Below are 14,123 nucleotides of genomic sequence, written 5' to 3' on the forward strand. Positions count from 1 at the left end.
CAACAAACCCGTCGCCAGACGAAACGTTGCAAGGAACCAAAAAACTACATAACAACACCACAACTGCCCTAACAGGCAGAGCATGTTGTAACCACCAGATTTCCCGACCCCTAACCAGGGGTTGTGGAGCAAGGGTTACGGCGGTCATAGCGTGGGGGAAACGCCCGGTCCCATTCCGAACCCGGAAGCTAAGACCCACAGCGCCGATGGTACTGCACCCGGGAGGGTGTGGGAGAGTAGGTCACCGCCGGAACATCATTCAGGTCGAGAGCCCCAACCACACGGTTGGGGCTCTCCCACTTTAACCACCACACCAAAACTTTCACCCCTGTATGTGCATAGCGGCGGCTGTATCGCGAATGAATAACAAGGTTAGAATTTTGCCCTTTATCAAGGACCTTTAAGATATCCTCGGGTTCGGACTGCTGACCGGCTCCACTGTGGCTGCGGCGGCGTTCCTGACTACAACTTTGGGGGATGTGGTTCGATGAAGCATCGGGGTATCTGGTCTACGGCGGCAATGCTTGCGCTCTGTTTTGCGATGGCGGTTCCGCCGGCCGCTTCGGCCATAGTTGACCCGCCGTCGCCGACGCTGACGGCGGAGCCGACCACGGTGGCTCCGTCGGCGACATCAACTCCGTCCTCGACGCAGCCGACGGGGGACCCGACCCTTTCGCCGCCGAACGCCGCCCCTGAAACCATTTCATCTCCGAGCGCCACAGCAACAAATACGGAGGCTCCCGGCAGCGCCTCCCGAACCACTGTTCCGGAGGCCACGGTCTCAACACCCGGACAGGATGCCATCGAGGCAGAATGGCAACGCCTAGGCGGCGCGGCGGGCGCGCTGGGTAATGCCGTCAGCGCAACAGAGTGCGGACTGAGCCAGGACGGATGCCGTCGCCAGTTCCAGAATGGAAAGATTCATTGGACGGCCGGCACGGGTGCATTCGCTACTGCGGGGGACATCGGTGCAGTCTGGGCTGCCCACCAGGAGGAAGCCGGTCGAATCGGCTACCCGGTAGGGTCGGTGGCCTGCCAGCCGAGCCCCTCCATCTGCCAGCAGAGTTTCCAGCGAGGGTTCATCGTTTCGACCGGCGGCGTCGGGACTTTCGCCGTGTACTCCCCGTACTCGGCGGCTTGGACCGCGTACGGTGCCGCGGCCGGGAGACTTGGCGTCCCCGTCGCAGCAGAAAAATGCGACGCTGGCGGCGCAGGCTGTTCACAGAGGTTCCAGCGCGGCTCGATCGTCTGGGCGGCAGGCAGCGGCACCGTTGCCCTCTACGATCCCTACTACAGTGTTTGGGCCGCAAACGGGATGGGAGCCGGAAGACTCGGCTACCCGGTCTCCAACGAACGCTGCACCGCCAGTGGTTCCGGCTGTGTGCAACAGTTTCAACGTGGCTATGTGGCGTGGGTCCCTGGCATCGGCACGACGCTGGTCACCGGGATCTACTCCTCAGTGTGGACCAATAACGGTAGTGAGTCCGGCCGCCTGGGCCTTCCGATAGCGTCGGAAGCCTGCGGGCTGGTAAATAGCGGATGCTTCCAGAGATTTAGTGGCGGGTCGATCTACTGGAACGCCGGCAACGGTGCGTACGCGGTGTACGGAGGCTATGCGCAGATCTGGAGCCAGTACGGCAAGGAAGCCGGCCGATTAGGCTATCCGGTGTCCGGTGAGCAGTGTGGACTTACAGGTCCGGGGTGCGTCCAGTCGTTCCAAGGCGGTTACGTATATTGGGCCGCGGGGATTGGATTCCATTCCGTATATGGTGTTTACGGCCAATTGTGGGGCGCAAAAAGAGCCCAAAACGGAGCCTTGGGCTACCCAGTGTCAGAGGAGTCCTGCCAGGTGAGTACCTGTGTCCAGCGTTTCGAGGGCGGGGCCATTCAATGGACAGCGGGCCAAGGAACTGCGCTTCGTTATTCGGAATGGGGATACTGCCGGGCGCTGAACGTTGGGGCTGCCAAATACTCGGGCGGGGGCGCTGCCCGGGTGTCGTTCGCGATATCCCAGGGCTATGGCACCACTCCCGTGACCTTCACCAACTGCGTGAAGCGCGATGGAAAATATGTTCACGACTGGACAGTCGGCGGATACGCCGGGGAAAGCGGATTCGCCCGGCCAGGGGTGGCAACAGGACCGACAACGGGGAAGTACTCTCCGACCGGATCGTATTCCATCACGCTGGCATTCGGTCTCTCGAATCCGGGAACGTCCCTCCCGTATCAGACACTCAATCCCTATTCCCGCTGGGGCGGACGCCTCAACACAAACTACAACAAGTATTTTGAATCCAGTGCAGATGTCTTCCCGGACGAAAACATGTGGTACTACGCCACCCGGCCGTCCGGAGATTACCGTCAAGGTGCTGTCATCAATTACAACCGCCCGCCGGATTCCAACATTGTGATGGATGCCGGATTCGCAATTTTCCTTCACGCAAATCCGGTTCCCACCTGGGGATGTATTTCTCTCAGCGAGGCCAATGTCGTCAGGTATCTTCAATCCGCCAACTACGGGGACCGGCTCATCATGGGAGTCAGTAACGATGTCTTTGAATAGGCGCAGAATCCGGAGGACTGTCCTGACGGTCCTGGCAGCCCTTGTCGCCGGCAGTGCCACGCTTGTTGCGTGCACTCCCGCGGGACCTGCGTCGGGCGGGGCAACATCATCGTCTGGCGAGAAGTCGGGCTCCTCGGGATCGTCGGCCAGCCCGAGCCCCTCGAACACGGCCCAAGTGGGAAGGGACGGGCGGACTGTTGACCCCGCAGCCAAGGCTGGATCCTGCACGCTGCTGACGGAATCAGACATCAAAAGTGCTTTGTCCTCATGGGCAACCGGGCTCCAGCCTGGGCAGGGAGAAGTATCAACGGACCGAGATGGGACGGCGATAGACTCCTGCGTCTACGCACTGGAGTCGGGAGCCGGGACGGATCACAGCGCTGTCATCGAGCAAAGGGAGTTCAAGACCCCGCAAGACTTGGCTGCCAGCGCTCCATTCGGCCTGTTGATGAAGGCGGAGGCAATATCGGGCTTGCGCGGGGACGCCAAGTACGGCGTGAACACGCTGACGGGGAGTACCGAGTACGTCGTCGTCTCGGTACTCGACAAGACCTCATCCAAGCTGCTCGTCTCCGTGCCGTCCGGCACAGCAGTACCAGAGGGCACGAATGCGAAGGAGATGCTGGTGGCACTTGCGAAGAAGGCCGGCTTCTAACAGACCCGCCTATGATCATGGTCACTGTTGCCGCCTCGTGTCTTCGGGCCGGTGCCCGCCCGGCCCTGCCTCGCCTAGAATTGGGTGAGATGTACGGACTTCGAAGCGCTTGATTTCGGGTTGCGTGACAGAACGAAACACGAATAGAGCGGCTGCAATCGCGCCAGTGGTCAGCTCATAACGGGAGGTAGCCAACATGGCTGAGCACAACGGCGGAAATCGAAACGGTAAAGACCGCGGCGGCTACGGGGGCGGCCGGCCTTCGGGCGGGGGACCGTTCCGGGCATCGAATAATTCCGGCGGCGATCCCCGCGGATTCCGCTCCAAGGATGATCGCAGCGATCGTCCGTCGCGTGAGGGCGGGGAGCGTAAGCCGTTTGGTGATCGTCCGTCTCGTGAGGGCGGGGAACGTCGGAGCTTTGGTGGTGGCGGCGACCGCGACCGTAAGCCGTTTGGTGATCGTCCGCGCCGCGAGGGCGACGGCGAACGTCGCAGCTTCGGCGCCGGTGACCGTGACCGGAAGCCCTTCGGCGCCGGTGACCGTGACCGTAAGCCGTTTGGTGATCATCCGTCCCGTGAGGGCGGGGAACGTCGCAGCTTCGGTGCCGGTGACCGTGACCGTAAGCCGTTTGGTGATCGTCCGCGCCGCGAGGGCGACGGCGAACGTCGCAGCTTTGGTGGCGGCGATAACCGGAAGCCCTTTGGTGACCGCCAGGAGCGCGCGCCCAGGAGCTTTGACCGTGGCGAATCCGGCCCCCGCGACTTCGGACGCGACCGCCCCGAGGACCGGCCAGCCCGCGTACCCAACGCCCGCGACCTGCGCAGCGCCAACCGCCCGGACCGTGAGCGCTCTCCCCAGATTGATGAGGATGTCACAGGCCAGGAACTGGACCGCGCCACCAAGCACGAGATCAAGACCCTCGAACCCAAGAGCGCGGAGTGGGTTGCACGCCACCTGGTGATGGCAGGCCGCCTCATTGACGAAGAACCGGAACTTGCCTTCCAGCATGCCCTGGCCGCCAGCCGCCGCGGCGGACGTCTCTCTGCTGTGCGCGAGGCAGTAGGCCTGACCGCCTACGCCGCAGGACACTACGGCGAAGCGCTGCGCGAGTTCCGCACCTACCGGCGGATCAGCGGCTCTAACGTGCACCTGCCCGTCATGGCCGACTGCGAACGCGGACTGGGGCGTCCGGACCGGGCCCTGGACGTCGCACGCTCCGAGGAAGCCAACGACCTCGACGCACCCGGCAAGGTTGAACTGGCCATCGTGGCCGCCGGGGCCCGCACGGACCTTGGCCAGTTGGACGCGGCAGTGGCCGAACTGGAAATCGCCCAGTTGGACATGAACCGCGCGTTCTCATACAGCCCCCGCCTCTTCCGCGCCTACGCAGACGCCCTCGCGGCAGTAGGCCGGACCGAGGAAGCCGCAAAGTGGCAGCGTCAGGCAGTGGTCGCGGAGAATGCGCTCGGCCTCGGCGCGGACGAGGAACCGGACATCATCGACCTCGGCTGGGACGAGGAAGAGGAAGCCCGCGAAGAGGAAGCACGCCGCCGCCTGCTCGCCCAGCAGCAGGCTGAGAGCGCGCCTGCCGCTTCGCCGGGTGTCCGCGACGACAGCCAGTCGGCCGTCGTCGAGGCTGCCGCCTCCGACGCAGCTGCCATTGACGAAGGCTCCGACGACGCCGAAGCGGACTTCTTCGAATCCGACGACGCTGAATCGGATGAAGACTCCGTTGAAGAGGACGAACTCGAAGCCGGCACCACAGAGGATTCCGCCGACGATGCCCGCGATGCGGATGCCGCGCAGCCGGACCACGAAAGGGAATAACTGCGCATGAGCGGCGCCTCACTGATCTCGAGCTTCGACGCCCTGCTGTCGGACCTTGACGGAGTTGTCTATGCCGGTCCCCACGCCATTCCGGGCGCCATTGAGGCGCTCCGCCAGCTGGCCGGAATCGACGTCGCACTTGGCTACGTGACCAACAACGCGTCCCGGACCCCCGCGCAGGTGGCGGCCCATCTGCGCGAGCTTGGCGCGCCCGCGGAGGACGAGCAGGTGGTCAGTTCCTCGCAGGCTGCCGGCGAGCTGCTGGCGGGCCTCCTTCCGGCGGGTGCACGGGTCCTGGTGACAGGGAGCCCGGCCCTGGCGCATGAAGTGGAGCTGGTGGGACTGACGCCAGTCCACAGCGCCAAGGACAATCCGGTGGCCGTGGTCCAAGGGTTCAATCCCGAGATTGGCTGGAAGGACCTCGCCGAGGCCTCGTATGTCATAGCAGGCGGCGCCCTCTGGGTTGCCACCAACACGGACATGTCCATCCCGCAGGCCCGAGGCATCGCTCCGGGCAACGGAACCCTGGTGGCGGCCGTGGCGGCGGCCACCGGACAGCGGCCGCTCGTGGCGGGAAAGCCGGAGGCGCCGCTGTTCCGCACCGCAGCCAAACGGCTAACCTCCGACCGGCCGCTGGTCGTGGGCGACAGGCTGGACACGGACATCCTCGGCGGGAACAACGCCGGCTTCGCCACCGTGGCGGTGCTCACCGGCGTCGACACCCGGGAATCCATCCTCGCCGCCCGCACGGCGGAGCGCCCGGACTACCTCATCAACGACCTCAGCGATCTGTACCGCCCGTACCCCACTGTGGAGGAGCACGACGGCGGCACGTTCCGCTGCGGTGCGGCTTCCGCCGTCGTGCGGGGAGAAGCAGTGCACATCAGCGGAGTTCCCGGTGACCTGGATTCGTGGCGGGCGGCCTGCTCGGCGTGGTGGACGGCGAATCCGCAGGCAGACGCTCCGCTGGCACCGTCCGTCGAGTGGCTGACGCACTAGGCCGACTCACTAGACTGGGAACATGACCGAGCTGAACAACTTGTCGGAAGCCGGCCGCAGCGTAAGCCGGGTGGGAGACGCGTCTGTTGACGCTGCCCTCAACCGTTTGACGGACATCCAGGGACTTCCCGTTGACGGGCATGCGGAGGCCTACTCAGCTCTTCATGATGCGCTGCTGGATGCGCTCAATGACGACGACCCGTCGGCTGAGGGTGACGCCTGAGTATGGCGAGGCTTGATCAAATGCTCGTCACCCGGGGGCTGGCGAGGTCCCGCACCCACGCCGCGCGCCTGATTGCCGAAGGCAAAGTCAGCTCGGACGGCACGGTTCTCGCGAAAGCCTCGGTGCAGGTGGACGACCTCACGCCCCTGGACGTTGCCGATGACGGGCGGGACACCTACGTCAGCAGGGCCGGCCACAAGCTGGCCGGTGCACTGGATGCCTTCCCGGACGTCACCGCCGAAGGAAAGCGTTGCCTGGACGCCGGCGCCTCCACCGGCGGCTTCACGGAGGTGCTCCTGCGGCGCGGCGCGGACCATGTGGTGGCTGTCGACGTCGGACACGGGCAGCTGGTGCCCCAGCTCCGGGACGACCCCCGCGTATCCGTGCACGAGGGCCTCAACGTGCGCTACATGACGCCGGAAGGGATCGGCGGCCCCGCCGCGCTGACGGTCGCCGACCTGTCCTTCATCTCGCTGACCCTGGTGCTGGAACCGCTGGCGGCGTGCACGCATCCCGGCGGTGACCTGGTCCTGATGGTCAAACCCCAGTTCGAAATCGGCAAGGACCGGCTGGGCCGCACCGGAGTGGTGAACTCCGAGCGTGAACGCCGGATGGCGGTAGAGAAAGTCGCCAATGCGGCGCTGGACGCTGGGCTCGAACTACGCGGCCTCGCGGCAAGCCCGCTGCCCGGCCAGGACGGAAACGTCGAATACTTCCTGTGGATAAGGCGCAGGATCACTTCAGACTTGCCTAAGATCGAAGAGCGGGACGCAGCCGTTGCTGCGTTGCTCGGAACAATCTGGCCGAACCACTAGAAAGCGGAACCCGATGAGCAGGCGTGTACTGGTCCTTGCCCACACCGGCCGCGAGGAATCACTGAAGGCTGCCTGGGAGGCGTGCATCCAGCTGCACGCCTCAGGCATTGTTCCGGTGATGCAAAAATCCGAACTCAAAGACATGGAGGGGTTTTTCGGCCGGCTCGAAGACCCCGTTGAGATCCTTCACGACCACATCCAGCTCCCCGACGTCGAGCTGGTCATGGTGCTCGGCGGGGACGGCACCATCCTCCGCGCCGCCGAACTCGTCCGGGAAGTGGACGTGCCGCTCCTGGGCGTCAACCTGGGCCATGTGGGCTTCCTCGCCGAGAGCGAGCGGGCAGACCTTGCGCAGACGGTGGAATGGATTGCGAGCCGCGACTATACGGTGGAAGAACGAATGACCATCGACGTCCAGGTCTGGGTCCGCGGTCAGAAGATCTGGCACACGTGGGCACTGAACGAGGCCGCCATCGAGAAAGGCAACCGGGAACGGATGCTTGAGGTGGTCACGGAAGTGGATGAGCGCCCGCTGACATCGTTCGGCTGCGACGGAGTGGTCATGGCAACGCCCACCGGCTCAACGGCCTATGCCTTCTCGGCGGGCGGTCCTGTGGTGTGGCCCGAGGTGGAAGCCCTGGTGATTGTTCCCATCAGTGCCCACGCGCTGTTCGCCAAGCCGTTGGTGGTCTCGCCCCGGTCCAGGCTGGCTGTGGAGGTCCTGAACCGGACCGACGCCCAGGGTGTGCTGTGGTGTGACGGCCGCCGTTCTGTGGACCTGCCGCCGGGCGCCCGCGTGGAAGTGACCCGATCGGCCACGCCGGTGCGGCTCGCGCGGACGCACCAGACACCCTTCTCCGCAAGGCTGGTCCGTAAGTTCCAGCTGCCCATCCATGGCTGGCGCGGCCCCATGCCCCAGGCCGAGTCCGTCCACACCGGACCCGTGCCCATCATCCGAACCCCCAGGCCCATGGCGACGCCGCCGGGTCCCCGGCACGCCGGGACGTCCGAGACAGATCCGACGACTGCGAAGTGAATCATGCTTGAAGAACTGAGAATCCGCGACCTCGGCGTCATCACCGACGCAACCCTTCCGCTCGGCCCGGGCCTCAGCGTGGTGACCGGCGAGACCGGCGCCGGCAAGACCATGGTGGTCACCGCCGTCGGGCTCCTCCTGGGTGCCCGCTCGGATGCGGGTGCCGTACGCAGCGGCGCGAAGAGCGCCTCGGCGGAGGCCGTCCTGAAGCTGGACGCCGGCCACGCAGCCGTCGTACGCGCGTTGGAAGCCGGCGCTGACGTTGAAGAGTTCGACGGCGGCGCCGAACTGATCCTTGCCCGTCGCCTGGGTGCGGACGGACGCAGCCGTGCCTACCTTGGCGGCCGCGCCGCCCCCGTGGGGGTCCTCGCGGAGATCGGCGAAAGCCTGGTGGTGGTCCATGGCCAGTCGGACCAGATCCGGCTGAAGGGGGCGCTAGCCCAGCGCGGTGCCTTGGACAAGTTTGCCGGCGACGCCCTGGCGGGCCCGCTCGGTACGTATCAGTCGCTGTACAGCCACTGGAAGGCCAGCCAGGCGGAGCTGGACACGCTGCGTGGTGCCGCACGGGACAGGCTTCGGGAAGCGGAATCGCTGCAGATTGCCCTGGCAGAGATCGATGACGTGGATCCGCAGCCGGGGGAGGACGAGTCCCTCAAGGCGGAGGCCGTGAAACTCGCCAATGTCGAGGAACTCAGGATTGCGGCAAACACCGCGCACCAGGCGCTCATCGCGGAGGACTACGGCGACGAGGGCGACGCCACCACGTTGGTGGACGCGGCGAAACGGACCCTGGAACATGTGGCCGAGCACGACGCCGAACTTGGCGCAGCCGCCGCACGCCTGGCCGAAGTCGGCTTCCTGCTGAACGACATCGCCACGGAACTGGCGAGCTACCAGGCCGGGCTGGATTCGGAGGGGCCGGAGCGGCTCGCGGAAATCGAGGACCGGCGGGCTGCCCTGGCAAAGCTGGTCCGCAAGTATGCCCCCAGCATCGACGAGGTCCTGGTGTGGGCGGAGAACGCGCGTGTCCGTTTCGATGAACTGCAGGACGACTCCACCCGGATCGAGGCGCTGGACGCAGAGGTCGCCCGGACCGAGGCTGAGCTGAAGAAGCAGGCCACCGCGATCAGCAAAATCCGCGGCAAGGCCGCCAAGGAGCTGTCGGCACGGGTCAGCGCCGAATTGAAGGCCCTGGCCATGGCCGACGCGACCCTGGTGATCACCATCGAGCCCGCCGCGCAGCTGATGCCGTACGGCGCGGACGAGATCTCGTTCCTGCTCCAGCCCCACTCCGGCGCGCCGGCCCGTCCGCTGGGCAAGGGTGCCTCCGGGGGCGAGCTTTCCCGCGTGATGCTGGCCATCGAGGTGGTCCTCGCCGCAGTGGATCCGGTGCCCACCTTTGTGTTCGACGAAGTGGATGCCGGCGTGGGCGGACGGGCAGCCGTCGAGATCGGCCGGCGGCTGGCCATGCTGGCGCAGCATGTGCAGGTCCTGGTGGTCACGCACCTTCCTCAGGTGGCCGCGTTCGCGGACCAGCACATCACCGTCACCAAAACATCCGTCAGAGGGGCCGACGGCGGCACCGCCACCGGGTTCACCTCCAGCGATGTGCGGCTCCTCGATGGCCTTGAACGGGTCAAGGAGCTGGCCCGGATGCTGGCCGGCCAGGAAGATTCAGAAACAGCCCAGGCCCACGCCCAGGAGTTGCTGGACGACGCCAAGCTGCTGCCGCAGCGGGCCTGAACGGCACTGCGAGAACCATCACATCCGCTGGCCCGCCGCCCGCGTTTTACAGGTAAACCTTGATCAGTGTCCGGCGGCGGGGGAGACTGAGTCATTTGGGGAATCCGATTTTCGACCCGTGGAAGGCTCAATTGATGATAGGCTCGAATTCCGTGGTGCAGCGATCAAATTCCCGTGTAAATTCCCGGTTCCCGGGCTCGTCCAAGACGACCAAACACATCTTCGTCACCGGCGGTGTGGCGTCCTCGCTAGGCAAGGGACTGACGGCTTCAAGCCTCGGCCACCTGCTGCGGGCACGCGGTTTGTCTGTAACTATGCAGAAGCTCGATCCCTACCTGAACGTGGATCCGGGCACGATGAACCCCTTCCAGCACGGCGAAGTCTTCGTGACTGACGACGGCGCCGAGACGGACCTGGATGTCGGCCACTACGAGCGCTTCCTCGATGAAAACCTTGAAGGCTCGGCCAACGTCACGACCGGCCAGGTCTACTCCACGGTCATCGCCAAGGAACGCCGCGGCGAGTACCTCGGCGACACCGTCCAGGTCATCCCGCACATCACGGATGAGATCAAGCGCCGGATGCGGCTTCCTGCCGAAGGCAAGAACGCTCCGGACGTCATCATCACCGAGATCGGCGGCACCGTTGGCGATATCGAGTCGCAGCCCTTCCTCGAGTCTGCCCGCCAGGTGCGCCAGGACATCGGCCGCAACAACGTCTTCTTCCTGCACGTGTCCCTGGTCCCGTACATCGGACCGTCCCAGGAACTGAAGACCAAGCCGACGCAGCACTCCGTTGCCGCGCTGCGCTCCATCGGCATTCAGCCCGAAGCGATCGTGATCCGTTCGGACCGCGAAGTCCCGCAGGCCATGCGCGACAAGATCGGCCGCATGTGCGACGTCGACATTGACGCCGTCATCGGCTGCCCGGATGCGCCGAGTATTTACGACATCCCCAAGACCCTCCACTCCCAGGGCCTGGACTCCTACATCGTCCGTGCACTGGACCTGCCGTTCAAGGATGTTGACTGGACCAGCTGGGACAAGCTGCTCGAAGCGGTCCACAACCCCAAGCACGAGGTGGAAATCGCGCTGGTCGGCAAGTACATCGACCTGCCGGACGCCTACCTTTCCGTCACGGAGGCCCTGCGTGCGGGCGGCTTCGCCAACGACACCAAGGTCAAGATCCGCTGGGTCCCCTCGGACGAATGCGAAACCCACGAGGGCGCAGTCAACTCGCTCTCCGGCGTGGACGCCATCTGCGTACCCGGCGGATTCGGCATCCGCGGCCTCGAAGGCAAGCTCGGCGCGCTCAAGTTTGCCCGCGAAACCAAGCTGCCGGTCCTCGGCCTGTGCCTGGGCCTCCAGTGCATGGTCATCGAATACGCCCGGAACGTGGTGGGCCTCGAGGGCGCATCATCCAGCGAATTCGAACCGGATTCCAAGTACCCGGTCATCGCCACGATGGAAGAGCAGCTGGACATCGTCGACGGCAAGGGCGACCTTGGCGGCACCATGCGCCTTGGCCTCTACGAAGCCAAGCTGGACGAAGGCTCCGTCGTCGCCGAAACCTACGGCACCACCAAGGTCAGCGAACGGCACCGCCACCGCTACGAAGTCAACAACAAGTACCGCGACCAGATTGCAGCGAAGGGGCTCGTGTTCTCCGGAACGTCCCCGGACGGCAAGCTGGTGGAGTACGTGGAGCTTCCCCGCGAAGTCCACCCGTACTACGTGGCCACCCAGGCGCACCCCGAACTCAGCTCCCGCCCCACGCGGCCGCACCCTTTGTTCGCGGGCCTCGTCAAGGCGGCCCTGGATCACCAGAAAGGCGGGGACATCCTCCCCGCCGTCAACAGTGCGGAAGCACCGGCTGAGGCCAGCGGTTCCGCCCGCAAGGTCTCGGCCAAGTAGCAACAACTAAATCAAAGGACGGCGCGATGCCCGGTAAGCCTGAAACCCCCCATGCTGCACGGCAGGTTTCGGATGCGCCGAGCCCGCGCCGTCTTTTGTCTTCCCGGAAGGTATACGAAGGCCGTATCTGGGACGTTGTCAGCGACAGTTTCCAGCTCAGCGAAGACGGCGACGAGCTGGTGCGCGACTACATCGACCACCCCGGTGCGGTAGCGGTCCTGCCCATGAACGAGGCCGGCGAAGTTCTGCTGATGAAGCAGTACCGGCATCCCGTGGGCATGGACCTGTGGGAGATCCCCGCCGGACTGCTGGATATTGAGGGCGAGGACTTCGTGGCGGGCGCCGCACGCGAGCTCGCCGAGGAAGCAGACCTGGTGGCCGGAACCTGGAACGTGCTGGCTGACTTCTTCAACTCTCCGGGATCCTCGAGCGAGGCGATCCGCATTTACCTCGCCCGGGATTTGAGTGACGTGCCGGATCATGAACTCCACGTCCGCACGGATGAGGAAGCGGAGATCGAACTGCACTGGACGCCGTTGGAGGAAGCGGTGGCGGCCGTTCTGGAGGGCCGGCTGCACAACCCGTCCGCCGTCGTCGGAATTCTTGCCGCCGCGGCGGCACGCGCGGACGGGTTCGAGCATCTGCGTCCGGCAAACGCCCCCTGGCCCGCCCATCCCAGCCAGCGTTGATGGGCAGCACCGTCACTCCCGCACCGGAACGTGCCGGTGCTGAACCAATGCGTGCTGAGCCAGTCCGTGCCGAACAAACACAGGCGGAAGAGGCGCGGCCCCGCAACGCCATAGACCGCGCCGTGAACGATTACCTCCAGCACATGGGAGTGGAGCGGGGGCTGGCTGCGAACACCCTGTCGGCCTACCGCCGCGACCTTGCCCGTTATGCAAACTACCTCGCCGCTTGCGGCCCGGTCCGCCCGGGCGACGTCACCCGGCGGCACGTTACCGGGTTTGTGCAGGCATTGTCCGACGGTTCCGACGGCGGGACTGCGCTCGGCGTCAGGTCCGCCGCGAGGACCGTCGTGGCGGTCCGCGGCCTCCATAAGTTCTGGGCACTCGAAGGAATGACGACGGCGGATCCCGCCAGCGATGTCCACCCGCCCATGCCCGGCAAGCGGCTGCCCAAGGCCATAAGCGTGGACGAGGTCACCCGGATCCTCGAAGCGGCCGGCACGGACACGGCAACTGGACTGCGGGACAGGGCCCTGCTGGAATTCCTCTATTCCACCGGTGCCCGCATCAGTGAGGCCGTGGGACTCGACGTCGACGACATATCCCTACAAACGGAGCAGGACGGCCCGGCAATTGTCAGGCTGTTCGGCAAGGGATCCAAGGAACGATTGGTGCCGTTGGGGTCCTACGGTGCCCGCGCCCTGGACGCCTACCTGGTGCGCGGCCGGCCGTTGCTGGCAGCCAAGGGCAAGGGCACGCCGGCGCTGTTCCTGAATGCCCGCGGCGGCCGGATCAGCCGGCAGAGCGCGTGGACCATCCTCAAGGCTGCTGCGGACAAGGCCAACATCACCAAGGATGTTTCGCCGCACACCCTCCGCCATTCCTTTGCAACGCACCTCCTGGAAGGCGGGGCGGATGTCCGCGTGGTCCAGGAGCTCCTGGGACATGCCTCCGTGACCACCACGCAGGTCTACACGCTGGTAACGGCTGACACGTTGCGGGAAATCTACGCCGCCGCCCACCCCCGGGCGCTGGGCTAACTCGCCGGGCGCATGTCAAGGGCACTCTCTCAAAAGTATTTTTCTGTCGAATGTAATAACTGTGCCCCCGTCAGAAACTTAACAGTTAGCACGCAGGAACACTGCTTTTAGGGGGAGGAATGTTGGTGGCAAGGGAGCGCTCATTCACGGCGCTGCATTCGCAAAACTTCGAACGTATCTACCGGTACATCGCGTATCGCATCAACGACGTGGACCGGGCCGAGGAACTCGCCGGAGACGTTTTCAGGATCGCCTGGGAGAAGGACCTCCCGGAAGAACCAGGGATCGGCTGGCTCGTTGCCGTCGCCCGGAACATAGTGGCCAACGAGTACAAGGGTCGCCACCGCCAGCAGCTTCTGCGCGAAGAGCTGCAGGAACGGGTAAAGACCGCAGCGGCTACCAACGACAATGAAAGCGATGCCGTGGCGGCCGTCCTCGCGAAGCTTAGCGACAAACATCGCGAGGTCCTGATGCTCGCCTACTGGGACGGGCTGACCACTGTTGAACTCGCCGAAAGCCTCGGCTGCTCCGTTTCCGCTGCGGGCGTCCGCCTGCACCGGGCACGGAAGGCATTCGCCGGCATGGTCCCGGCACACCTTATGAACGAAAGGACGGCCTAGCC

Annotated in this window: 13 protein-coding genes and 1 rRNA gene; 13 read left to right on the forward strand and 1 reads right to left on the reverse strand. The window is 65.1% G+C overall.

What is annotated here, in order from left to right:
- Positions 1-136 precede the first annotated feature (136 nt).
- The 3 genes from rrf (at position 137) to TV39_RS22005 (ending at position 3,218) form a co-directional block, all read left to right on the forward strand.
- A 5S ribosomal RNA gene (gene rrf, locus TV39_RS07745) occupies positions 137-253 on the forward strand.
- A gap of 234 nt (positions 254-487) precedes the next feature.
- Positions 488-2,563 (forward strand): hypothetical protein, encoded by a 2,076-nt coding sequence (locus tag TV39_RS21610; RefSeq protein ID WP_082049568.1) that lies wholly within the window; start codon positions 488-490, stop codon positions 2,561-2,563.
- Between the two features lie 448 nt (positions 2,564-3,011).
- Positions 3,012-3,218 (forward strand): hypothetical protein, encoded by a 207-nt coding sequence (locus TV39_RS22005; protein ID WP_144406351.1) that lies wholly within the window; start codon positions 3,012-3,014, stop codon positions 3,216-3,218.
- Positions 3,219-3,393: 175 nt separating this feature from the next.
- Here TV39_RS22005 and TV39_RS22510 read toward each other — a convergent pair whose 3' ends face one another.
- The gene (locus TV39_RS22510; RefSeq protein WP_235347306.1) at positions 3,394-4,173 is read right to left on the reverse strand and encodes a hypothetical protein; all 780 of its coding nucleotides are present in this window, start codon (positions 4,171-4,173) and stop codon (positions 3,394-3,396) included.
- A gap of 6 nt (positions 4,174-4,179) precedes the next feature.
- Here TV39_RS22510 and TV39_RS22515 point away from each other — a divergent pair, with 6 nt between their 5' ends.
- The 10 genes from TV39_RS22515 (at position 4,180) to TV39_RS07810 (ending at position 14,121) form a co-directional block, all read left to right on the forward strand.
- Complete coding sequence (locus TV39_RS22515; RefSeq protein ID WP_235347307.1) at positions 4,180-5,046, forward strand: hypothetical protein; 867 nt, start codon at positions 4,180-4,182, stop codon at positions 5,044-5,046.
- Positions 5,047-5,052: 6 nt separating this feature from the next.
- Positions 5,053-6,045: an HAD-IIA family hydrolase gene (locus TV39_RS07770; protein ID WP_043480323.1), complete on the forward strand. Its 993-nt coding sequence runs from the start codon at positions 5,053-5,055 to the stop codon at positions 6,043-6,045.
- 22 nt (positions 6,046-6,067) lie between these two features.
- A complete protein-coding gene (locus tag TV39_RS07775; protein ID WP_043480326.1) occupies positions 6,068-6,268 on the forward strand; it encodes a hypothetical protein in 201 nt (66 codons plus the stop codon).
- A 2-nt stretch (positions 6,269-6,270) separates the two neighbouring features.
- The gene (locus tag TV39_RS07780) at positions 6,271-7,083 is read left to right on the forward strand and encodes a TlyA family RNA methyltransferase (protein ID WP_043480328.1); all 813 of its coding nucleotides are present in this window, start codon (positions 6,271-6,273) and stop codon (positions 7,081-7,083) included.
- A 13-nt stretch (positions 7,084-7,096) separates the two neighbouring features.
- On the forward strand, positions 7,097-8,119 hold the full coding sequence (locus TV39_RS07785) for an NAD kinase (RefSeq protein ID WP_043480331.1): 1,023 nt from the start codon (positions 7,097-7,099) through the stop codon (positions 8,117-8,119).
- A 3-nt stretch (positions 8,120-8,122) separates the two neighbouring features.
- On the forward strand, positions 8,123-9,862 hold the full coding sequence (gene recN, locus TV39_RS07790; protein WP_043480334.1) for a DNA repair protein RecN: 1,740 nt from the start codon (positions 8,123-8,125) through the stop codon (positions 9,860-9,862).
- 134 nt (positions 9,863-9,996) lie between these two features.
- Positions 9,997-11,775: a CTP synthase gene (locus tag TV39_RS07795; RefSeq protein WP_043480337.1), complete on the forward strand. Its 1,779-nt coding sequence runs from the start codon at positions 9,997-9,999 to the stop codon at positions 11,773-11,775.
- A gap of 26 nt (positions 11,776-11,801) precedes the next feature.
- Positions 11,802-12,464, forward strand: a complete 663-nt coding sequence (locus TV39_RS07800) for an NUDIX domain-containing protein (protein WP_043480340.1) — start codon at positions 11,802-11,804, stop codon at positions 12,462-12,464.
- 47 nt (positions 12,465-12,511) lie between these two features.
- Positions 12,512-13,501, forward strand: coding sequence for a site-specific tyrosine recombinase XerD (gene xerD / locus TV39_RS07805; RefSeq protein ID WP_043480342.1), 990 nt, complete (start codon positions 12,512-12,514; stop codon positions 13,499-13,501).
- 119 nt (positions 13,502-13,620) lie between these two features.
- A complete protein-coding gene (locus TV39_RS07810; RefSeq protein WP_043480344.1) occupies positions 13,621-14,121 on the forward strand; it encodes an RNA polymerase sigma factor in 501 nt (166 codons plus the stop codon).
- Positions 14,122-14,123 lie beyond the last annotated feature (2 nt).

Source organism: Arthrobacter sp. SPG23 (assembly GCF_000876655.1).
Lineage (GTDB): Bacteria > Actinomycetota > Actinomycetes > Actinomycetales > Micrococcaceae > Arthrobacter.